At 41.1% G+C, this 22,686-nt stretch carries 20 protein-coding genes; 17 read left to right on the forward strand and 3 right to left on the reverse strand.

Annotated features, from left to right (window positions below; genetic code table 11):
• Positions 1 to 48 precede the first annotated feature (48 nt).
• From trpA to NMS_RS01480, 11 genes are all read left to right on the forward strand, one after another.
• A complete protein-coding gene (gene trpA, locus NMS_RS01430; RefSeq protein WP_041495038.1) occupies positions 49 to 831 on the forward strand; it encodes a tryptophan synthase subunit alpha in 783 nt (260 codons plus the stop codon).
• A gap of 241 nt (positions 832 to 1,072) precedes the next feature.
• The gene (gene hisG, locus NMS_RS01435; protein ID WP_041495039.1) at positions 1,073 to 1,924 is read left to right on the forward strand and encodes an ATP phosphoribosyltransferase; all 852 of its coding nucleotides are present in this window, start codon (positions 1,073 to 1,075) and stop codon (positions 1,922 to 1,924) included.
• On the forward strand, positions 1,924 to 3,219 hold the full coding sequence (gene hisD / locus NMS_RS01440) for a histidinol dehydrogenase (RefSeq protein WP_041495040.1): 1,296 nt from the start codon (positions 1,924 to 1,926) through the stop codon (positions 3,217 to 3,219). The genes hisG and hisD overlap by 1 nt, the downstream gene beginning before the upstream one ends.
• A 32-nt stretch (positions 3,220 to 3,251) precedes the next feature.
• Positions 3,252 to 4,496, forward strand: a complete 1,245-nt coding sequence (locus NMS_RS01445) for a pyridoxal phosphate-dependent aminotransferase (protein ID WP_041495041.1) — start codon at positions 3,252 to 3,254, stop codon at positions 4,494 to 4,496.
• Positions 4,497 to 4,531: 35 nt separating this feature from the next.
• A complete protein-coding gene (hisB, locus tag NMS_RS01450) occupies positions 4,532 to 5,641 on the forward strand; it encodes a bifunctional histidinol-phosphatase/imidazoleglycerol-phosphate dehydratase HisB (protein WP_041495042.1) in 1,110 nt (369 codons plus the stop codon).
• A complete protein-coding gene (gene hisH, locus NMS_RS01455; RefSeq protein ID WP_041495043.1) occupies positions 5,638 to 6,270 on the forward strand; it encodes an imidazole glycerol phosphate synthase subunit HisH in 633 nt (210 codons plus the stop codon). The genes hisB and hisH overlap by 4 nt, the downstream gene beginning before the upstream one ends.
• A 92-nt stretch (positions 6,271 to 6,362) precedes the next feature.
• Positions 6,363 to 7,133: a 1-(5-phosphoribosyl)-5-[(5-phosphoribosylamino)methylideneamino]imidazole-4-carboxamide isomerase gene (gene hisA / locus NMS_RS01460; protein ID WP_041495044.1), complete on the forward strand. Its 771-nt coding sequence runs from the start codon at positions 6,363 to 6,365 to the stop codon at positions 7,131 to 7,133.
• A gap of 164 nt (positions 7,134 to 7,297) precedes the next feature.
• Positions 7,298 to 8,104 carry an imidazole glycerol phosphate synthase subunit HisF gene (gene hisF / locus NMS_RS01465; RefSeq protein WP_041495045.1) on the forward strand — a complete coding sequence of 269 codons (807 nt, stop codon included), beginning with the start codon at positions 7,298 to 7,300 and terminating at the stop codon, positions 8,102 to 8,104.
• Between the two features lie 131 nt (positions 8,105 to 8,235).
• Positions 8,236 to 8,856, forward strand: a complete 621-nt coding sequence (gene hisIE / locus NMS_RS01470) for a bifunctional phosphoribosyl-AMP cyclohydrolase/phosphoribosyl-ATP diphosphatase HisIE (protein ID WP_041497357.1) — start codon at positions 8,236 to 8,238, stop codon at positions 8,854 to 8,856.
• A gap of 48 nt (positions 8,857 to 8,904) precedes the next feature.
• Positions 8,905 to 9,231 (forward strand): YegP family protein, encoded by a 327-nt coding sequence (locus tag NMS_RS01475; RefSeq protein ID WP_041495046.1) that lies wholly within the window; start codon positions 8,905 to 8,907, stop codon positions 9,229 to 9,231.
• Between the two features lie 188 nt (positions 9,232 to 9,419).
• Positions 9,420 to 10,538: an alkene reductase gene (locus tag NMS_RS01480; RefSeq protein WP_041495047.1), complete on the forward strand. Its 1,119-nt coding sequence runs from the start codon at positions 9,420 to 9,422 to the stop codon at positions 10,536 to 10,538.
• Here the strand turns inward: NMS_RS01480 and NMS_RS01485 are convergent.
• A complete protein-coding gene (locus NMS_RS01485) occupies positions 10,528 to 11,094 on the reverse strand; it encodes a TetR/AcrR family transcriptional regulator (protein WP_041495048.1) in 567 nt (188 codons plus the stop codon). The two genes, NMS_RS01480 and NMS_RS01485, sit on opposite strands and share 11 nt — an antisense overlap.
• Positions 11,095 to 11,153: 59 nt before the next feature.
• On the opposite strand from NMS_RS01485, the gene NMS_RS01490 reads away from it, so the two are divergent.
• From NMS_RS01490 to NMS_RS01505, 4 genes are all read left to right on the forward strand, one after another.
• Entirely contained in the window at positions 11,154 to 12,806 is a 1,653-nt protein-coding gene (locus tag NMS_RS01490; protein ID WP_041495049.1) for an aromatic amino acid hydroxylase, read from the forward strand.
• A gap of 60 nt (positions 12,807 to 12,866) precedes the next feature.
• A complete protein-coding gene (locus NMS_RS01495) occupies positions 12,867 to 13,169 on the forward strand; it encodes a rhodanese-like domain-containing protein (protein WP_041495051.1) in 303 nt (100 codons plus the stop codon).
• 35 nt (positions 13,170 to 13,204) lie between these two features.
• Entirely contained in the window at positions 13,205 to 14,032 is an 828-nt protein-coding gene (locus tag NMS_RS01500; RefSeq protein ID WP_041495052.1) for a helix-turn-helix domain-containing protein, read from the forward strand.
• 99 nt (positions 14,033 to 14,131) lie between these two features.
• Complete coding sequence (locus NMS_RS01505; protein WP_041497358.1) at positions 14,132 to 17,275, forward strand: WD40/YVTN/BNR-like repeat-containing protein; 3,144 nt, start codon at positions 14,132 to 14,134, stop codon at positions 17,273 to 17,275.
• A 74-nt stretch (positions 17,276 to 17,349) separates the two neighbouring features.
• Here NMS_RS01505 and NMS_RS01510 read toward each other — a convergent pair whose 3' ends face one another.
• Both NMS_RS01510 and NMS_RS01515 read right to left on the reverse strand, forming a co-directional pair.
• Positions 17,350 to 17,742, reverse strand: a complete 393-nt coding sequence (locus tag NMS_RS01510) for a hypothetical protein (RefSeq protein WP_041495054.1) — start codon at positions 17,740 to 17,742, stop codon at positions 17,350 to 17,352.
• A gap of 152 nt (positions 17,743 to 17,894) precedes the next feature.
• Positions 17,895 to 18,512, reverse strand: a complete 618-nt coding sequence (locus NMS_RS01515) for a MarC family protein (protein WP_041495055.1) — start codon at positions 18,510 to 18,512, stop codon at positions 17,895 to 17,897.
• 219 nt (positions 18,513 to 18,731) lie between these two features.
• Between NMS_RS01515 and NMS_RS01520 the strand changes: the two genes are divergently transcribed.
• A complete protein-coding gene (locus NMS_RS01520) occupies positions 18,732 to 21,095 on the forward strand; it encodes a transglycosylase domain-containing protein (RefSeq protein ID WP_052476633.1) in 2,364 nt (787 codons plus the stop codon).
• A gap of 265 nt (positions 21,096 to 21,360) precedes the next feature.
• Positions 21,361 to 22,500, forward strand: coding sequence for a BamA/TamA family outer membrane protein (locus NMS_RS01525; protein ID WP_052476635.1), 1,140 nt, complete (start codon positions 21,361 to 21,363; stop codon positions 22,498 to 22,500).
• Positions 22,501 to 22,686: the final 186 nt, after the last annotated feature.

The raw sequence follows: 22,686 nt of genomic DNA on the forward strand, positions 1-22,686 counted from the left end.
CTGCAATTTTCCCCTTTGGGGAAATGTCCGCAGGACAATGGGGCTACTATGACGAACAAATTAACCCGACTCTTTAGCAAGAAGCAAAAAAACCTGCTTAATATATTTTTTACAGCTGGGTATCCTCAACTGGAGGACACAACGGTAATCTTAAAAGCTTTAGAAGACTCTAAAGTGGATCTGGTAGAAATAGGCATTCCTTTTAGCGATCCACTGGCAGATGGTCCAACAATCCAAGAAAGCAGTAAAAAAGCTTTGGAGAACGGAATGAGCATTGAAAAACTCTTTTCACAACTTGAAAAGTTCAAGAATGATAATCCAGATTTTGATACTCCTGTTTTACTGATGGGTTATTTGAATCCTGTGATGCAGTATGGATTGGATCGTTTTTGCGAGCGCTGTGCGGCCGTTGGTGTGGATGGTTTGATCATTCCAGATTTGCCCATGTATTCCTACCAAATGGGATTCCAAGAGACCTTTGAGAAACACAACATTTCGAATGTTTTCTTGGTCACACCACAAACCTCTGAAAAGCGAATCAAAGAAATTGATGCCAATTCGACCGGTTTTATTTATGCGGTAAGCAGTGCGAGTACCACAGGTTCTAAAGCAGATTTCTCTGCTGCTGCAGACTATTTAGGCAGATTGCGTGACATGAATTTAAACACGCCAGTATTGACAGGTTTCAACATCAAGAACGCTCAGAATTTTAAGGATGCCTGCAATTATGTGGATGGGGCCATCATCGGTAGCGAGTTTATTCGTCAGATTTCAGCATCCTCAGACTTAAACGATACGGTTCGTGAATTTGTAAAATCAGTTAAAGGTTAAATAAACGTGATTATTTAGTTTTCCGCTTTCGCGAAAGCGAAACACCACTTACATTTGCAAAGCAATGAAACAAACTATTACACATCACCATCATTTAAATACTTCCCGCAAGGCGAGCTAAAAATGTATTGATGTAACTCAACATATTTATAAACCCGTCTTTTTTAGGCGGGTTTTTGCATTTCCATCAGGAACCAAAAGCGATCTAAAAGAGACTCCAAACGCTGTAAAGCACCAACTAATGATTAGAATAGCAGTACAAAAATCAGGAAGATTATCAGACAAATCCCTTCAATTACTCAAAGATTGCGGGATCAAATTTGATAACGGAACACGCAAATTGAGCTCTAAAGCCAAGAATTTCCCGATAGAGATTCTCTTCTTACGCGACGATGATATACCGCAATATGTCGCACAAGGCGTGGCAGATCTTGGAATTCTAGGACTCAATGAAGTTGAAGAAAAAGATCAGAAAGTGGACGTCATCAAGCAACTAGGTTTTGCTGGCTGCCGTTTAAGTCTTGCTGTTCAAAAAGATGTGGACTATACAGGCCTCGAGTGGTTTAATGGAAAGCGAGTGGCGAGTAGTTACACTACCATCGTAAAGAAATTCTTTGCTGATAAAGGCATCAACGCCACCACTGAGGAAATAGGTGGTAGTGTTGAAATAGCACCAGGAATAGGCCTTGCGGAAGGTATCTGCGATATCGTTTCCACAGGTTCCACACTTATCATGAATGGTTTAAAAGAAGTGGAAACCGTTATGTACAGTGAGGCTGTTTTGATTGCAAACCCATCCTTGAATGATGAGAAAAAAGAGCTGCTGGACAAATTGATGTTCCGTATGGAAGCGGTTCAAAACGCTGCCAAAAACAAATACATCCTCTTGAATGCACCTAACGACAAGATTAAGGAAATTTCTGATCTTCTACCAGGAATGAAAAGCCCGACCGTGCTACCACTAGCTGAAGAAGGCTGGTCAAGCTTGCACAGCGTCATTGAGGAAAACGACTTTTGGAATGTGATCGATCAGCTCAAAGACGCTGGAGCACAAGGTATTTTAGTAAGCCCTATTGAAAAACTAATCGTCTGATGGAAATCGTTCTAAATCCCAATATCAATCAGCGTGATGCTCTGTTGGAGCGACCGCTCAAGCAACGCAGCGAGGTCGACAGTGCCGTAAAGGATATTATTCAGCTGGTCGTAGAAAATGGCGATGAGGCACTGATTGCTTTTGCAAAACAGTTTGATAAAGCAGAGTTGACCCAACTAAAAGTAACTCTTCCAGAAATTGAACGAGCCTCTGAACAAGTCGATACAGACCTTAAAAAGGCTATACAAACTGCCTACGACAACATTTATAAATTTCACGAGGCCTGTTTTACAAAAGATTATGCAGTCGTAGAAACCATGCCAGGCATCACTTGCTGGAGAAAGTCATTACCCATTGAAAAGGTAGGACTATACATTCCAGGTGGCTCTGCTCCTCTTTTTTCTACCGTATTGATGCTGGCCATTCCGGCACAAATCGCGGGCAATAAAAAAGTAGTGTTGTGCAGTCCTACCGACGAGAACGGTGACATCAATCCAGTCGTTCTTTACACAGCAAACCTATGCGGTGTTACCGAGATTTACAAGGTGGGCGGCGCTCAAGCGATTGCTGCGATGACCTATGGAACCAAAACCATTCCATCGGTTCACAAAATCTTTGGTCCTGGAAATGCGTTTGTGACCAGGGCTAAGGAACTTGCCCAGCAGCAAGGCGTTGCTATCGACATGCCAGCCGGACCTTCAGAGGTTTTGGTCATTGCAGATGCGCAGGCAAATCCTACCTTTGTTGCAGCAGACCTGCTCGCTCAGGCGGAGCACGGTCATGATTCGCAGGTCATTTTGCTAACCGATTCTGAGGACCTAGCCAAAGCTGTTGATGAGGAAATTGAAATTCAGATAAGTTCGCTTTCGCGAAAGCAAACTGCCAAAGCTGCACTGGAAAACAGTAAGACCATCGTGTTAGATAGCATTGATCAATGTGTAGAATGGTCTGATGTTTATGCACCAGAACACCTAATTATTAATACAGTAGATGCTGATAACGTGGCCAATGAAATTGCTGTAGCTGGTTCCATTTTTATAGGTTCCTACACTTGCGAGAGTCTTGGTGACTATGCCAGCGGCACCAATCACACGTTACCAACTTACGGTTATGCACGCAATTATAGCGGTGTATCTGTGGACAGTTTTGTAAACAAGGTAACCTATCAAAAAGCCACCGCACAAGGAATTAAAAACCTAGGCCCAGCGGTAGAAACCATGGCAGCTGCCGAAGGTCTGGATGCGCATAAAAACGCGGTGAGTGTGCGATTAAAAAGTTTAGAAAATAACGATTAAGCGATTCCGCCCTGCGGCGGAATGACAACAAAATGAAATTCAATTTACAAAACATAGTTAGGAAGAACATCTGGAACCTAAAGGCCTACTCTAGCGCGCGCTCTGAGTTTAAACTTTATGGCGATGTCTCTCCAAGTAGAATTTCCCCTTTCGGGAAAATGTCCGCCGCAAGCGGACAAATAGGGCTCACGCTATTAGATGCTAACGAGAATCCCAACGATCCAAGAACTCATAACTCTGAACTCATAACTCCTAACTTGAATAGGTATCCTGATCCATTACAAAGCGAGATCAAAGAATTATTGAGTGAGCAAAAAGGTATTTCACCAGATCAGATTTTTGTAGGCAACGGTAGCGACGAGGCTATCGATTTACTGTACCGCATATTTTGTGAACCTGGAAAAGATAGTGTAATTACATGTCCGCCTACATATGGAATGTATGAAGTAAGCGCAGCGATCAATGATGTGAAGAATGTTGAGATCCCGTTGACAACAAGTTTTGAGTTAGACGTCGAGCAGATCCTGAAACGAGTTCAGGATGACAAGTCTATAAAACTCCTATGGATCTGTTCGCCTAATAACCCAACAGGAAACGTACTGCTTAAAGCCGACCTGGAGCACGACTGGCAGGCAGAAAATTATACTAAAGGTGGTATGATGGACATGCCCTTTGCGCCAGAATTTGAAGAGGAACTCAAAGAAAATCAGCGGTTGATGGATCAATTGATCGGTGGATTTAACGGCATAGTGGTGGTAGATGAAGCCTATCAGGATTTTACAGAGAACCAAAGTTTTATCAGCCGTCTGGATGATTATACAAATCTTGTCGTGTTGCAAACCATGAGTAAAGCACACGGTCTTGCTGGTGCTCGGACTGGTTTTGCCTTTGCTTCACAAGAAATTATTGCGCTGTTCAACAAAACAAAGCCGCCATATAATGTGAATGAATTATCGCAAAAAGCGGTCGCTTCTGCTCTTAAGAATGTAGAGCAAACCAGATTGCAGGTAGAGGAATTGATAGACAATCGAGAAATCCTCATTGCCGATTTGCAACAGCTTCCTTTTGTAAAGCAGGTATTCCCAAGTGAAGCCAATTTTATTTTGGCTGAAGTTGAAGATGCAACCAAAGTTTATAATTATTTGAAAGATCAATCATTGATTATTCGCAATCGCAGCAGTCAGATTCCGAATACTTTGCGATTTACCGTGGGAACGAGAAAGGAATGTGCGGATTTGATGGAGGCATTGAAAGCATATAAAAGCATTGAAGTTTAATTAAAAAGCGAAGCCGTCCAGCGACGACTTGACTTATGAAAAAAGTATTATTTATAGATCGGGACGGTACCATCGTCAAAGAGCCGCCAACAGATTATCAACTCGATAGCTTTGAAAAGTTGGAGTTCTTACCTATGGCGATCACGCAATTGCACCGCATCGCTCGAGAGTTGGATTATGAACTAGTGATGGTGACCAATCAGGATGGTTTGGGGACAAATAGTTTTCCAGAAAAAACCTTCTGGCCAGTGCATAACCTTATGATGGAAGTTTTAGAAAATGAAGGTGTGAAATTTAGTGAGGTATTGATTGATAGATCGTTCCCAGAGCAAAATGCGCCTACTCGAAAACCACAAACAGGTTTATTAACACATTACATCAAAGGCAATTACGATCTAGCCAACAGTTTTGTTATAGGTGATCGCAATAGTGATATGCAATTGGCTAAAAACCTAGGCTGCAAAGGCATTCAGTTACCTTCTATTACAGATGATTCTACATTTGAAAATGATTTGGTCGTTCTAAAAACTGATTCCTGGAAAGAGATCTTTCAATTTTTGAGAGGTCAGCCTCGCAAGGTTTCGGTTAGCAGGAAAACGAATGAAACCGATATTCAAATCACGCTCAACCTGGACGGTTCTGGAAACGGGACGATTGATACAGGCTTGAAATTCTACGATCACATGCTGGAGCAGTTGCAACGTCATGGCTCACTGGATCTGGACATCAAAGTAGATGGCGATTTAGAAATAGACGAGCATCACACTATTGAGGATACCGCCATTGCGCTGGGTGACGCTTTCGCGAAAGCGTTATCCACTAAAAAAGGCATCAATAGATATGGCTTTTTGTTACCTATGGATGACAGCCTTGCACAGGTTGCCGTGGATTTTGGAGGAAGACCATGGATCGTCTGGGAGGCAGAATTTAAAAGAGAATACGTGGGTGATATGCCTACAGAATTGTTTTACCACTTCTTCAAATCCTTCAGCGATGCGTCAAAATGCAACCTGAACATGAAAGTGGAAGGTGACAACGAGCACCATAAAATTGAATCGCTATTTAAAGCTTTCGCGAAAGCGATAAAAATGGCAGTCAAACAAACCGGCGACGGCAAGTTGCCTAGCACCAAAGGCACGTTATGATTGCAATCGTAAAATATAACGCGGGCAACATAGGCAGTGTGACCAATGCTCTCAATAGGCTAGGCATTGAAAACAATGTAACAGACGATCCAGCCGAATTAAAAGTAGCAGACAAAGTGATTTTTCCAGGAGTTGGCGAGGCTGGAACGGCCATGAAATATTTGAAGGAACGTGGTCTGGATGAAATTTTGAAATATCTAGAACAGCCATTTTTGGGGATTTGTCTTGGTATGCAATTGATGTGCAACCATAGTGAAGAAGGCGATACCGAGTGTCTTGGTATTTTTGATACTGATGTGAAACGATTCCGCCCTTCGAGTGCCTCAGGGCTCGGAATGAAGGTGCCGCATATGGGATGGAATTCCTTGAGTTATGGGTTAGGAGTTCAGGGTTCAGAGTCGGTCATAACTCAAAACTCTGAACTCTTAACTAATATACAGAGCGGTAGCGACGTATATTATGTCCACTCCTATTACGCAGAACTTTGTGAGGATACAGCTGCCACTTGCGATTATATTTTGCCATTTAGCAGCATGTTGCAAAAAGACAATTACTACGCGACCCAGTTTCATCCAGAGAAAAGCGCTGGAGTTGGAGAGCAGTTGTTGAAGAATTTCGTCAACCTATAAATCGAAGCCGTCCTGCGACGGCTTGACAAATGAATTAAAAATTGCGGAAGTAATTTTCCACTTTGGAGAAATGTCCGCAGGACAATGGGCCTATGAGAATAATACCAGCAATAGACATTATCGACGGGAAATGCGTAAGGCTTTCTCAAGGAGATTATAACCAGAAAACGATCTATAATGAAGACCCGCTTGAGGTTGCAAAAGAGTTTGAGGCTAACGGAATCGAGTATTTACATCTAGTGGATCTTGATGGTGCTAAAAGCGCTCACGTGGTCAACTGGAAAGCGTTGGAACGCATCGCAAGCCAGACAGGTTTGAAGGTGGATTTTGGCGGTGGCGTAAAAACAGATGAAGACATTAAAATGGTCTTTGAAAGTGGCGCCAAGCAAGTAACGGGCGGCAGCATAGCCGTCAAGGACTCGGATACATTTGAAGGTTGGATCGAGAAGTACGGTAGTGATAAAATCATCCTGGGCGCAGACGCTAAAGACGGAATGATAGCCACGCACGGCTGGCTGGAAAGCAGCGAACTCGAAGTGATTGAATTTATCAATGAATGGAACAAGAAAAATATTGAGTACGTTATTTGTACAGATATTGCTAAAGATGGCATGCTCGCCGGTCCCAGTTATCGATTGTATAAAAGCATTCTAGCATTGAATGATATAAAAGGCAGTGAAACACCACTTCCATCCTTTAATCACATGAAAATTGAACGACCTGTAAAGCTTATAGCTTCAGGAGGTGTCGCCGTTGCAGACGATTTGCATCGTTTACGGGAGATGGGTTGTGAAGGAGCTATTGTAGGCAAAGCATTTTATGAAGGTAGAATCAGTTTTAAGGAGTTGAGAGAGTTTATCTAATACCTGCGGACGCAGGAATCTAGCTGGTTGAAAACCGGCATTTGAATGAAATAACATAGCGAAGCCGTCCTGCGACGGCTTGACAAAGGAATAGTCATCTTGTAGATGGCGTAAATTTAAAGTAGGTGTTTGATCCGCAGAGATCTCCGCCTACGCGGAGAACTATGCTAAAAAAAAGAATAATACCATGCCTTGACATCAAGGACGGACGCACCGTTAAAGGAATCAACTTTGTTGGCTTACGCGATGCTGGCGATCCCGTACAACTTGCCCGGCAGTATGCTGATCAAGGTGCTGACGAATTGTGTTTTCTGGACATCACTGCAACGGTTGAAAAAAGAGAAACGCTAGTGCCACTTGTACGTGAGATAGCAGCAGTCTTAAATATTCCATTTACCGTTGGTGGTGGGATCAATGACGTGAAGCTCGCTAAAGAAATCATCAAAGCTGGCGCTGATAAAGTTGCGGTGAATAGTGCGGCAGTTCACAGACCAGAATTGATCAACGAATTGGCGGCTGAACTAGGAAATCAGTGTGTCGTAGTTGCTGTGGACACGAAGAGAATTGCAGTGACTGACGGAGCGAAGCCGTCCTTCGACGGCTTGACTAACAAAGTCTTCGTCGCGGGCGGCAGAATCGAGACTGAATTAGAAACCATTGCCTGGTGTGAAGAATGTGAACGTCGTGGCGCCGGCGAAATCCTGCTTACCAGTATGGATCACGACGGCACCAAAAACGGATTTGCACTGGAGATAACAGATACGCTTTCGCGAAAGCTAAACATTCCCATCATCGCCTCTGGTGGTGGTGGAACAGCTGCTCACTTTGAAGAATTATTCAAAGATACACATGCCAGTGCAGGACTTGCGGCTAGTATTTTCCATTTTGGAGAATTGCCCGTACCAGAATTGAAAAAACAACTGGCTAAAGCTGGAGTTGAAATCAGGATTCCTGCGAAAGCTGCGATTTAAATTTGAGTAAATAGAATAGCGAAGCCGTCCTGCGACGGCTTGACAATTAACCAACTAAATGGTTAAATTGAATAAATTAAAAAAATAGTGGTCGGAACTTAATGGTTTCTGCCTGCGCGGAAATTGATCTTATGAAACTAAATTGGAATAAAGGAGAAAACGGTTTACTACCAGTCATCGTTCAAGATGCGACTAACAAGCAAGTGTTGATGTTGGGTTACATGAACGAGGAAGCATTTGAGAAAACCACATCAGAAAAGCGCGTGACCTTCTACTCTCGCAGCAAAAAACGCTTGTGGACAAAAGGTGAATCTTCTGAAAACTATTTGGATGTAGTGAGCATTTCGACAGACTGCGACAGTGATTCCATATTGATTCAAGCAAATCCTCAAGGTCCAACCTGTCACACTGGGAAAACGTCTTGCTTTGAAGCTGGAGAAGAAGTTCGCTTTCGCGAAAGCGAAAACAAGTTCACCATCAACGATCTAGAAAAAACCATTCACCAACGCATCGATGATCAAGTGGAAGGATCTTATACTTATTCGCTCATTCAAAAAGGAATCAACAAGGTTGCTCAAAAAGTAGGTGAAGAAGCGGTGGAAACCGTGATTGACGCTATTAATGGTAAAGAAGAAGACTTTATTTATGAAGCAGGCGACTTGATGTATCACTATCTAGTCCTTCTCAAGGCAAAAGGCTACTCCCTGCACGATATTGAGGCTGAACTTGCTAAAAGACACTTAAAGAAATAGGCGAACAAACTGACTATTAGTATATTTAGGAAACTTAAAAACTTACCGATGGGAAAATTTGAAAAGTACAATGGATCAAACGGCGACTTTAGATTTCGCTTAAAAGCTGGGAATGGTGAAAACATCTTAGCAAGTGAAGGATATACTACCGCTGCTGCTAGAGACAATGGAATTGAAAGCGTGAAGAAAAACAGTACCGAAGAAAAGCACTATGATCTTAAAGAAACTGCTGCTGGAAAATGGCATTTCAACGTGAAAGCCAGCAATGGTCAAGTGATTGGTTCTAGCCAGTCGTACGCCAGCGAAAGCTCTGCCAAGGCAGGAATGCAAAGCGTGATGAAAAACGCACCAGATGCCAGCATAGTAGACGCATAATATTTATATAACATCTTTAATAATCCGCAACCTAACAGTTGCGGATTATTTATTTAATGCTTGTTTTAAAGATGGGCAGGACATTCTAGAATATCAAATATCAAGTCTGATCTTAATCTAAGTTATCAATTAACTTGACCTTAACCGCAAATGCTTGTACATACAATAACTTTATAAAAAAACATATTATGAGTGACACTCAAGAATTATTGAAATCTATAAAGATAGGAGCGGTAGAACTGAAAAACCGCGTGGTAATGGCACCTATGACCCGATGTCGTGCTACTAATGAGCATCAAGCACCAGAACAAAAACATGTAGATTATTATACACAGCGCGCCAGTGCTGGACTCATCATTACAGAAGGAAGTGAAGTATCTAAAAAAGCACGAGGTTATCCTTTTGTGGCTGGTATTTTTAATGATGCCCAAGTAGAAGGATGGAAACAAGTAGTTGACAGCGTGCATGCAGATGGTGGTAAAATATTCATGCAACTGTGGCACGTAGGACGAACTTCCCTACCTGATTATCATGACGGCCAATTACCATGGGCGCCTAGTGCCGTGAATCCAGAAACAGAATTGCGAAACGATAAAGGCGAGAAAAAGCAGACTGTGACGCCCCACGCCATGAGCAAAGAGGAGATCAAACAAACCGTAGCGGAGTTTGGTCATGCGGCGGCTAATGCAAAGAAAGCTGGTTTTGATGGTGTGGAAATTCATAGCTCTAATGGCTATCTAATCCACCAATTCTTTAATAGCCAATCCAACATACGTACAGATGAGTACGGTGGTAGTAATGAGAACAAGGCACGTTTCTATTTTGAAGTGCTAGAAGCTGTAAAAGAAAGCTGGCCTGAAAACCGCATAGGAAGTAGATTTAATCCTTCATTACACGGCGTTTTTGGGATAGAGGGAACTGTAGATACGATTCCGTTTTTTGATTATTTGATCAATCGATTGAATGATTACGATCTCGCATACATACATTTATCTGAACCCTTTACTGATGTGAGCGACGTCAACTTTTTAGAAAGCGATATTGCTAAGCATTACCGTCCTATTTATAAAGGAAATTTGATGATCAATAGTGCCTTTGATCGTGAATCAGGAAATAAGGTCATTAAAGAAGGGTACGCAGATTTGGTCGCTTTTGGAAAGCTATTTATCTCTAATCCAGACTTGCCGCATCGTTTTGAGCTCAAGGCAGAAACTGCAGAATGGGATCAGGACACCTTTTATTCCCAAGGACTTGAAGGGTATACGGACTACCCAACATTTGAAGAACAGAAAGCCCCTACGATTTGATTCCTTTCAATAAAATAACCGGTAATTCCTTTTCAAGATCAGCTACTTCAGTAGCTGATTTTTTTGGTATCCATAGGTAAATGGATCTTAGTGTGCTCAGGAGGTTGAACAGCATGGTTTCCACGCTCAACTTCTTGAACTCACCGCTTAGAATCCCATCTAGCAAGATCTGTTTAAAATCCAGTTCATACTTCCTACGCAGCGCAATGTATTCTTCATAAGCTTTGCCTTCTAAATGCATCCAGTCCGTATTTAATACCGCAAGGGCATCTGTATGTTCGACTGCTATTTTGATGTGAAGAGCTATGAGTTTTTCCGCTTTCGCGAAAGCGGAATCGCCATCCAGCTGCACTGCATGCATCCCATTAGTGAACTTATGAGCCACTTCAAGGATCAATTGAGTTAGAATCTCCTGTTTTCCAGAAATGTGATTGTACAGACTCGCTGCTTTGATATCCAGCGCTGCAGCCAGGTCGCGCATGGTGACCGCGCTGTAACCACGTTGCTTGAAAAGCTGGGCTGCGGTGCGAACGATCTGTTTTTTTCTTGCGGTCATGGTGGCAAAGGTATGGCTTATCCATTTTTCTAAAGTAGCTTTGACTATTATTGAACATCATGTCAGACAAGATCATTTCCAATCCCTTAATAGACCGTTTACCACCACATCTTAAACAGTTTATAAAGCCACAAAATTATGAGCTATACACCGCACAAGATCAAGCGGTGTGGCGTCACGTGATGCATAAAAACGTGGATTACCTATCAAAAGTAGCTCACGGCTCCTATCTGCAGGGATTGAACAAAACGGGAATTTCTATTGATGAAATTCCTTCTATGTACGGTATGAATCGCATCCTAAAAGAAATAGGCTGGGCGGCAGTAGCCGTAGATGGATTTATACCACCAGCGGCTTTTATGGAATTTCAAGCCTATAAAATATTGGTGATTGCTGCAGACATCCGCAAGTTGGAGAATATTGAATATACCCCAGCACCAGACATCATTCATGAAGCGGCAGGTCATGCCCCTATAATTGCGAGTCCTGATTATGCTGAGTATTTAAGACGTTTTGGTGAGATAGGCAGCAAAGCTATTTCTAGCGCGCACGATCACGAGATGTATGAGGCTGTTCGGGAACTATCTATCTTAAAAGAGATCAGGAGCGAGAAAAAAGATCCCGAATTGGATCAAAAAATAGCAACTGCTGAAGCTAAGGTTGAAGACCTTCAAAATAAAAAAGTAGATCCTAGTGAGATGTCGCTTATCCGGAACTTGCACTGGTGGACCGTGGAATATGGGCTGGTAGGTACACTAGAAGATCCTAAACTCTATGGTGCTGGATTGCTTTCCAGTATAGGAGAAAGCAAAAGCTGTCTGGATCCTTCAGTTATAAAACGACCTTACACCATTGACGCGGCGTATCAAGATTTCGACATCACCCAAAAGCAACCACATTTATATGTGACACCAGACTTCGCTCACTTGAGCGAGGTTTTAGAAGAATTTGCTAATACTATGGCAGTGCGTAAAGGTGGTCATCGTGGTCTTCAAAAATTGATTAATTCAAAAAGCTTAGGGACAATCGAACTTAGTACAGGTCTTCAAGTTTCTGGAATTTTTACGCGCATGATTAAGAATGAAGATAACGAGGTGGTGTTTTTTGAAACTCAAGGAAAAACAGCCTTAGCCTACCGTGAAAAAGAATTGATAGGACATGGTACTAGTAAACACAAGAAAGGTTTTCTATCACCTATTGGAAAGTTAAAGGGTATCAATCTAGCCATTGAGGATATGGGGCCTCGAGATTTACAAGCCTATAACTTTTACGACAACGAGCGCATTGAATTTACTTATGAAAGTGGCATACGGGTGGAAGGATTGAATGTGACAGGGATGCGCAACGTCAACGGTAAATTAATGTTGATTCAGTTTACGGACTGCACAGTCACGTATAAAGGTGAAGTACTCTTCTCCCCAGCAGATGGATTGTTGCATCTTGCTGTGGGTAAGGAAATAGTAAGTGCCTATGCAGGTCCAGCTGATTATCACAGTTTTGATATGGTATATCATGAAAGTGAAACCAAAACAGTAAAACCTGAGCGTTCTACAAGAGAAGTTGCTGTGAATGGTCTATATCAAAAAGTTAGGAACTATAGGGAAGAAGATAAAATCAACAAACCGCTGCTAGAGAAAATTAAAGCTCAAGTGCAGCAAGATTACTTAGATCAATGGTTATTGCTATTTGAAATTGATGAATTACTTGCCTAAAGTTTACAGCCTAATTTGCAATGGAAACAATGTAATTTCGACTTCAATTTAAAAACAAACATGTTCGGACTTTTTAGAAAAAGAAATGAGGGTAAAATAAAAGAGTATCTTAAAAAAGGTGCAACCCTACTAGACGTTCGTACCTCGTCAGAGTATAACAATTCAAATATTATTGGATCTGTAAATATTCCAGTGCAGTCAATGGATCAACAAATCAACAGTTTAGACAAATCCAAACCCATCATCACCTATTGCGCTATGGGTGGTCGCAGCACTATGGCGGCCGCAAAACTCAAATCCATGGGCTATCATGTTGTAGATGCTGGTAGTATTAAAAACATGAGAAAGCAATTGAAATCATAGATATAATAAATCTATTATTAACCTACTTTTAGGTCATGAGAGCAGTATATCCAGAGAATGAAAATGAAAGCAACTTCATTTTTACTGGTTTTCAATCTCCCACATCGCGCCACTTACTTCGTGAGCGAAAACTGTTCAAAATCATATGGTGTACTGATCTTAGCCAGGAGCTCATCGTTGATGGAGGCCTAGTCAATTTACAACGGTATCAGTTACTATTTTGCACACCTGAAAATATCATAGAAATTCCCGAAACTAGTCCAGAACTTTTAGGATACCTATTTCCTGCTGAATTCTACAACTTGCAGAATCAAAAGTCAGACAATGGTGCTAACGGCATTTTATTCTATGGACTTGACAATGCTCCTGTAATTCAATTAGAAAAAAGACAGCAGAAAATTATAGAAGCGATCCATATTTTGATACAAGAAGAGTTTCGGCAAAAAGATGATCTACAAGGTGAAATGTTGTGCCTGCTTCTACAGAGAATCCTTTTTACCGCAACCCGAGTGTTACAAATGAACCAGGGTCAACATCTATGGAGCAATAAGCAAGTGGATCTGGTAAAAAGATTCAATTTATTGGTGGAACTTCATTTTAAGGAAAAGCACCAGGTAGCCGACTATGCCGAACTTCTTTCTAGGTCGCCTAAAACCCTATCCAATCTTTTCAAGAAGCACGACATTCCATCACCGCTCAAGATTATTAATGGGCGAATCATGTTAGAGGCTAAAAGATTACTCCATTTTTCAAACCTCACAGCGGAAGAAATAGGGCAGAAATTAGGCTACAGCGAGCCCAGCCATTTTTCTAAATTCTTCAAAAAGCAAACAGGTACATCGCCTTTGAGTTTTCGGAAGTGAGAATAGCATTTGTCCATTGCACAATTTTGTGATAAAGATTTCGTGCTTTGGATGATTCAATCGCCATTTACTATCTTTAAAGACCAAATTTGTGTATTTATGAAAATCAATTACTTGATAGCCGTTCTATGTTTTTTCGCTTTCGCGAAAGCGAACTCACAACAACTTCCCGATCCACCAGAAGCTCAAAAATATTACGAGTCTCAAGAATTCCGCTTATTGGGCCCATTCCGTGGTGGGAGAAGTGCGGCGGTGACTGGAGTGCCAGGAAAACCAAATCTATTTTATTTTGGTAGTACAGGCGGTGGCGTGTGGAAAACGACAGACGGCGGCCGTACCTGGAGCAATATTTCTGATGGGTATTTTGGTGGTAGTATTGGTGCCGTGAGCGTTGCACCTAGCGATCATAATGTGATCTACGTAGGCGGTGGTGAAAAAACCGTGAGAGGAAATGTCTCAAGTGGTTATGGTATATGGAAATCTGTAGATGCTGGTAAGTCCTGGAAGCCAGCAGGTTTGCCTAATAGTCGACATGTGCCACGCATTTCAATAGACCCCAATGATCACAACATCGTTTATGCCGCTGTACTAGGAAACATCTATAAGGAGTCTAAAGATAGAGGTGTCTATAAATCTACAGATGGAGGTAAAAGCTGGAAAAAGACGTTATTCGCAAATGATCTCGCTGGAGCGGTAGATCTTATCATTGATCCTTCCAATCCTCGCAACTTATATGCCTCTACCTGGCGCATTCAACGTACTCCTTATAGCTTAAGTAGTGGTGGTGACGGCAGCGCGCTATGGAAAAGTACAGATTATGGTGAGACTTGGTCTGAAATTTCTAAAAATGGAGGCTTTGCTAAGGGGACATTAGGGATTATGGGAATCACCGTTTCTCCAGTGAATTCAGACAAACTCTATGCTATTGTAGAAAACAAAGATCAAGGTGGTGTGTATCGCAGTAATGATGCAGGGATGACTTGGACTAAAACCAATGACGACCGCAACTTGCGACAACGCGCCTGGTACTACACTCGTATTTATGCAGATACCCAGGATGAAGACGCGGTATATGTTGTCAATGTTTCCTACCACAAGTCTACAGACGGTGGTCATAATTTCTCAAGTAATAGAGCACCCCATGGCGATCACCACGATTTATGGATCGCACCAGAAGATCCAAAACGTATGATCATGGGAGATGATGGTGGCGCACAAGTCACGTATGATGGCGGTGAAACCTGGTCAACCTACTACAATCAGCCTACCGCACAATACTATAGAGTAACTACTGACAATTCATTCCCATATAGAATTTATGTGGCGCAGCAGGATAATGGAACGATCAGGATTCCTCATAGAACCACTGGAGGATCGATAACCGAGACCGACTGGGAAGGAACCGCAGGTGGAGAAAGCGCTCATATTGCTGTGGATCCTAATGATAACGATATTGTGTACGGTGGTAGTTATGGGGGTTTCCTCACCCGTTACAATCATAAAACAAAATCCCAACGTGGGATTAATGTATGGCCAGACAATCCTATGGGACATGGTGCTGAGGACATGAAATACAGGTTCCAGTGGAATTTCCCCATCTTTATTTCTAGCCATGGTGACAATAAACTATACTCTTTCTCAAATCATGTACATGTGACCAGCAATGAAGGTCAAAGCTGGGAAACGATTTCTCCAGACCTAACCCGTAACGATCCCACTAAATTAGTTTCCAGTGGGGGACCTATCACTCAAGACAATACTAGTGTGGAGTATTATGGAACCATTTTCGCAGCTGCAGAGTCTCCACTCAATGAAGGAGAATTATGGGTAGGTAGTGATGATGGTTTAGTACACCTATCAAGAGACAGTGGGAAAAACTGGAGTGATATAACTCCTATGGACCTTCCAGAATGGGCTCAAATCAATAGTATAGAAGCAAGTAGGTTTGACCCAGCTGTAGCTTATCTAGCAGCTACTAGGTACAAATTAGGAGACTTTGCTCCCTATTTATACAGGACTACAGATTACGGAAAATCATGGAAGAAAATAGTATCTGGCATACCTGATGAGCATTTCACAAGAGTCGTGAGAGAAGATGAAGAGCAGAAAGGTTTGCTATATGCAGGAACTGAAACAGGGCTTTATATAAGCAATGATGATGGAGCCACCTGGAAATCCTTCCAAATGAATTTGCCTATAGTACCTATAACAGATCTTGCTGTAAAGCAGAATAATCTAGTCATTGCAACCCAAGGACGCAGCTTATGGATTCACGATGATTTATCTATGGTAAGACAAGGCTTGAAAGCAGCTGCTGCTTATCCGAAATCTAAAAAGGGAGCGTCCACTGAGAAAGTGATGTTGTTTCAACCTAAGGAATCTTATCGCATGGAAGGCCGCGGTGGTCGCAGTTCATTAACAGCAGGAACTAATCACCCGTCAGGTGTGCAAATCAATTATTTCCTACCAGAATTGAAAGAGAAAGATAGTGTCGCACTACGATTCATGGATAACAGTAATAAGTTGATCAAGGAATATGCTACTTATTCTAAAAAGGACATACTAAAGCCTGAGGCAGGAGCAAACTCATTCAGCTGGGACACTAGTTATGAAGGTGCAGAAGAATTGGATGGTATGATCCTTTGGTGGGCAGATCTTTCAGGACCTAAAGCAGTTCCTGGATCCTACACTGTAGAGTTGGAAGTTAATGGAGTGAAGCAAACACAGCCTATTACTATTAAAAGAACTCCTATAAGTGAAGCTACTGAAGCGGACATGAAGTCTCAATTTGAATTTGTGACTGACGTTAATAGTACAGTAGATAAAGCACATGCTTCGATTAAAAACATTCGAGATTTCAATAAGAAATTGACAGCTTTCAAATCGGTTTATGGAGATCGTAAAGAAGATGGAATCAAGGAAATGCTTGTCCTGGCAGACAGCATGAAAACTAAGTTTAGTGAAGTGGAAAAAGCATTGTACCAAACTCAAAACCGCAGCGGTCAAGATCCTTTAAACTTCCCCATTAAATTGACGAATAAATTGGCTCACCTTAATGCGTTGGTTACTATGGGTGATTTTGGGCCTACAGCACAGGATATAGCTGTTAAAAACGAATTGACAGCCCAAATTAATCAGGAGCTTAGCAAATTCAATCAGGTTCTTGACACAGACATCAAGGAATTCAACAACAAGTTTAATGCTCTAAAACTGGACTACCTGGTTATTGAAACAGAAGATTAATTGCAACTTTGTAAATGTAAAAACCGCTATTCTATAAAAGGATAGCGGTTTTTTAATTTATGTTGTTGTCCACATCAGATAGTCAACACATCAGCGCTAGAGATAAGTTCTGTTGCCCATACGATGGCTTCATCCATAGTCTGAAATATTTCAAAATGTTTGTGATAAAAAACTTTTTCAAAATTTGCGTTTTGAATGTTTAACCTTGAATTTGTAACGATGGCCATTCCTTCAAGATTGCGTATACGCCCTACTAATGGATATACTAATGGGTTAACTGAATAAGAATTGGTACGGTTGCTTATGTAAACCATTTTGCGATTCCCAAAATGTTCTGTAATCATATCCCGCAACACCTCAACGTGTTCCATACCCACATTTACCCCATCATTAATTTGATTGATCAAATAATTTTGAAAGATATACACTTGGGCATATCCTAAATCGTGGTTAGAAATTGCACTCATAAGGAAAAATTCTACCTAAATTTAAGAAAATAGGAGTTGAAAAAGAAATTAAAGAGGGATATATCAGAATCCAGTAAAATCCTTAAGAACTAATATATATGAGGAATTTAATGGGGGAATTTCGCTTTCGCGAAAGCGAACATCTACAACAATTATGCTTGCTCGATCACCAATTTGATACCATCGATAACCATGGTGGTACCGATTATAGCAATGATCAGCCCCATAATTTTTCCAATGACAGTGATCACATTATTCCCAATGCGATCTACAATAAATGTGCTATAACGAAATGCCAAATAATTCATCCAGCAAATCAATCCTGCGATAGCAACTACAATACCTATGTAGAGATAAGAGGCATCAGTCACAAAATTCATGGTGGTGACGATCGTTCCAGGGCCCGCAATAAGAGGAATGGCTAGTGGGGATATGGCAATATTTTCATCTACATCTACTGTGTCTAATGTTTTAAGGTTGGACTTTTTAGATTGCAACATGCGGAATCCTGCATAAAATATGAGCAGTCCACCTGTTATCTTAAAGGCAGGAATTGTAATTCCAAAAAAATCAAAAATGAATTTGCCCAGTAAGGTAAACAGCATAATAATTAAAAAAGCAGTCGTGGTTGCCTTTTTATTGATGCGATTCTTCTCTACGTTTCCTGCACCTTCAGTAAGGCCTAGAAAAACAGGGACATTAGCAATCGGGTTGGTGATCGCAAAAAGTCCAGTAAATACAGTAATGGCAAATGTCCAGTATTGCTCCATAGCTACAGCTCGTTTTAAAGCGGTGCAAAGATAGTATTATGTTGATGTCTTGAATGGTACACTAGTATAATGTTAACAAAGAGCACGAAAACCTACCTGATTTAAATAGAACCTATTAGGGGGGTGAATGTAAAGACAGTCGCTAAATGGTCAAAGAGTTGAAATGAAATCTCTCTGCAAAATTCTTATCTTAACCCTCTGGAACGTAAATAAGTTTTAATGACCACTGAATCTACCCAAAACTCTTTCTTGTCTAAAGGAAAAGATTTTCTTCACTATATAAAAAAACATCCTTTTAAATCTTTTGGGTTTGCAGTGCTTGCAGGGTTTGCATTTGTTCTGCTACTTTTTATAGGAACATGGGCAGGTCTATTTGGACATGTCCCTAATAGTAAGGAATTAGCTAAACTGGAGAACCCGATTACATCTACCGCTTATGGCAGCGATAAAAAACCTATTGCCACTTATTATCTTCAAAATAGAAGCAACATTGAGGCTGAAGAATTGAACCCATACTTAGTACAAGCTCTCGTAGCGACGGAGGATGTTCGATTTTACGAGCATTCTGGAATTGACTACAGAAGCTACGCACGTGTTTTTATAAAATCTATACTCATGCAACAAGGTAAAGGTGGCGGTAGTACGGTAACACAGCAAATTGCTAAAAACGTTTTCGGTCGGAAGGATTTATGGTTCTTAAGCACTCCTATTAATAAAATGCGCGAAGTCATCATTGCAAAGCGCCTAGAGTCTATTTATTCTAAAGAGGAACTCTTGCTGCTGTATTTCAATACGGTTTCCTTTGGTGAGAATTTGTATGGTATTGAGATGGCTTCTCAACGATTCTTTAGCAAGACCCCCAGTGAATTAAGCCTTTCAGAATCTGCTACTTTGGTAGGGGTTCTCAAAGCTCCTTCCTATTACAATCCTAGAAAGAACCCAATAAACTCAACTAACCGCCGCAATGTTGTGCTCCAGCAAATGGTAAAAAACAATGCTATTACTCAAGAAGAGGCTGATGCTGCTAAGACACCTATCGAACTCAAATACAGTACGCCTGAGAAAAACTCTTCGCTTTCTGGATATTATAAAGAATACATAAGACAAGAATTTAATGAATGGGCTGCAGAAAATCCGGGTCCTGATGGTGAGACTTACGATCTAGAACTAGACGGACTTCAAATATACACTACTCTACAGCCCAATATACAGCGCTATGCTGAGCAGACCATGGAGCGCAATATGGTACGCTTGCAAACATTGATGGATAAACACTGGACCAGCAAAACCACAGAAGGTGGTAAAGAAGCATTTATAGCTGATCTGATGGCAAAGCAACCTATCATTAAAAAGATGAAGCAAGAAGGTGCGACTGATGCGCAAATTGCAAATTATTTGAGTAAAACTAAGGATCGTAAATATTGGGAGATAGGAAAAGGATTCGAACCCAGGCCACAGTCCGTTCAAGACAGTATCATCAACTCGATTATTAGATTACACACAGGTATTCTGGCTATGAACAGTCGCAGTGGTGCTATTTTAGGATATTTAGGTGGGATTGATTACGGGTTTTCTCAAATAGATAATGTGAAAGGTAAAAACCAGGTAGGTTCTACCTTTAAGCCTATCACCTATTTGACCGCTTTAGATCAAGGAATAGATCCTTGTCGATTCTATGACAACTCTCTACGCACGTATAGCAAGTATGAGGACTGGCAACCTAAAAACAGCAACGGCAAGTATGGTGGCAGCTACAGTCTCCATGGAGCTTTAGCAAATTCAGTAAATACCGTTTCAGCTGCATTGCAATTACAAGTGGGTGTATCAAATACCATCGATAAGGCTAGGAGGATGGGAATCACTTCAGACATTCCAGAAGTCCCTTCCATCGTCCTCGGCACTGCCAACATCAGCCTGATGGAAATGGTGACCGCTTATGCAAGTATTTCGAATGGAGGTAATAAAGTATCTCCTTTTATGATTCAAGAAATTCAAGATCAAGAGGGAAACATCTTATATCAAGCCAAACCTCAATACGATGGTCGGGTTGCCTCAGGTGAGAGTATTAGAGAATTGCAGCAAATGATGGGCGAGGTATTGACAAATGGTACTGGAGCTGGATTTAGCAATTGGAATATTCCTTACAATATTATAGGTAAGACTGGGACCACTCAAAATAATGGCGACGGTTGGTTCATTGCTGCGTCACCCCAGGTGGTAATTGGCTCGTGGGTAGGTGCTCGCGACAAACGCGTGCATTTTGAAAGCACCTATATGGGTAGTGGTGCCAATACCGCAATGCCTATGGTAGCTTCTATGTTTAAAAGCCTAAGCAGTTGGTCTAGGCCTATGCTGACCAACTTTGAATATGACTCTCCCTACTTTCCCTGTCCAGACTTTGCAGAGCAGCCAGCAGCAGAGGCAACTGACTTTTTCAAAAGCGATAGTACCTACCTAGAAACCTTAAGAATTAAAGATTCTTTATTTAGAAACCCTCCAGTAGTGGTGGATAGCGTGATGATCGATAGTTTACAAAACATTCTCAATACGATAAAAGAAGAGACTCCCGTGACGGAAAATTAAGTTGTTTTTTCGCTTTCGCGAAAGCGAAATTATTCCTGCTCAACGCAATGTTCAAGCCTGTTTATCCATTGACAACAATGCCTCTTAGTCTGAGATTCAATTCTCTGCTTGAATTCTAATTTACCTCTCAATAGCGGCGGTATGCCCATCGTCCGCTATTAATTTTATCACAAAGTGCCAACATAGCTTAATACATAGCCCACAGAATAAGTACTTTGCTCGCTTAAAAAACTTGCGAAATATTAAAACTTCTCGATCTACGTTAATGTTGCTGTTGGTTCTGGCAGTATACTTAATACCCTACCCTGCTTTCTCTCAAAATATTGATGCCCTACAAGAATTTTTCACGTTCTATCCTAATAGAAAATCTGTAGCGTTAGACTCCTCCATTTACCCATCAAAATTTATTGCAGCGCCAGTAATCAGTTATTCTCCTGAAACAAATTTTGCTTTTGGTATAGGCGCAAAGTACCTTTTTAAATTTGCAGGAAGCGGTGAAGAAACAAGAGTTTCTAATATGCCTATTACCTTTCAATACACCTTGAATAATCAATACTTTTTATATTCTGGTTTTGAAATATTTACCAATCAAGAAAAATGGGTCATTGAAGGTAATATTTTACTACAGAACTATCCTAGACTCTATTACGGGACCGGTAATCGAACCGAAGAATCTGCGGAAGAGGTGTATGAATACAATCAACTCCTTATAGAACCCATTTTTCTCAAACAGATGTTCTTAGAACACTTGTTTATTGGTGGTGGGTTCAGATTCAATCACATCTATAACACTGAGATAGAAGAGGATGGGTTATTAGCGATAAACAGGCCGGATGGTTTTGAAGGATCCACATCAGTAGGTGCTGAAGTTGCCGCTTTATACGACAGTAGAGATATAATCCTGAATGCCTCTACAGGATGGTATCTCGAGTTTACTCACGGCAAGTACGGTGAAGTCTTAGGTGGAACTAATAATTTCAACCTGACTCGTATGGACCTCAGGCACTTTTTGAGAGTTTCTAAAAATAATGAGGATGTTTTAGCATTTCAATTTGTAGGTCGTGCTGTTAGAGGTAAATCGCCCTTTTCAGAATTCTCTCTTCTAGGTAGCAGTGAAATCATGCGTGGCTATAGAGAAGGAAGATTTCTTGATCGAGACTTTCTTGCTACTCAAGTTGAGTATCGTAAGAACTTTAAAAATTCTAGAATAGGTGCCGTGGCCTTCCTAGGAACAGGAGATGTGTATAATAATATCGACGAGTTCCAATTCAGTGGACTCAAGCCAAATTATGGTGTAGGCGTTCGTTTTAAAATTGATAAAGAGGAAAATTTAAATCTCAGATTGGATTTCGGTTTCGGTCGTGGGACGAATGAAATTTACTTAAGCATCGCTGAGGCTTTTTAGTCTAATCTAGCTCTTACTAGAATTTATAACCACTCCATATTGTTAAAAATAATGGATGTGATACAGCTCAAATGCGACTGTGAAAACCTATTTATATTCTTTCAATTAACTAAACCCCAACGTTTTATTAAGAAATATCTATCTGACAAACTACTCAATTGATTGGTTTAATTGCATGGGATTATT

The organism is Nonlabens marinus S1-08, assembly GCF_000831385.1.
In the GTDB taxonomy this organism is placed as follows: domain Bacteria; phylum Bacteroidota; class Bacteroidia; order Flavobacteriales; family Flavobacteriaceae; genus Nonlabens; species Nonlabens marinus.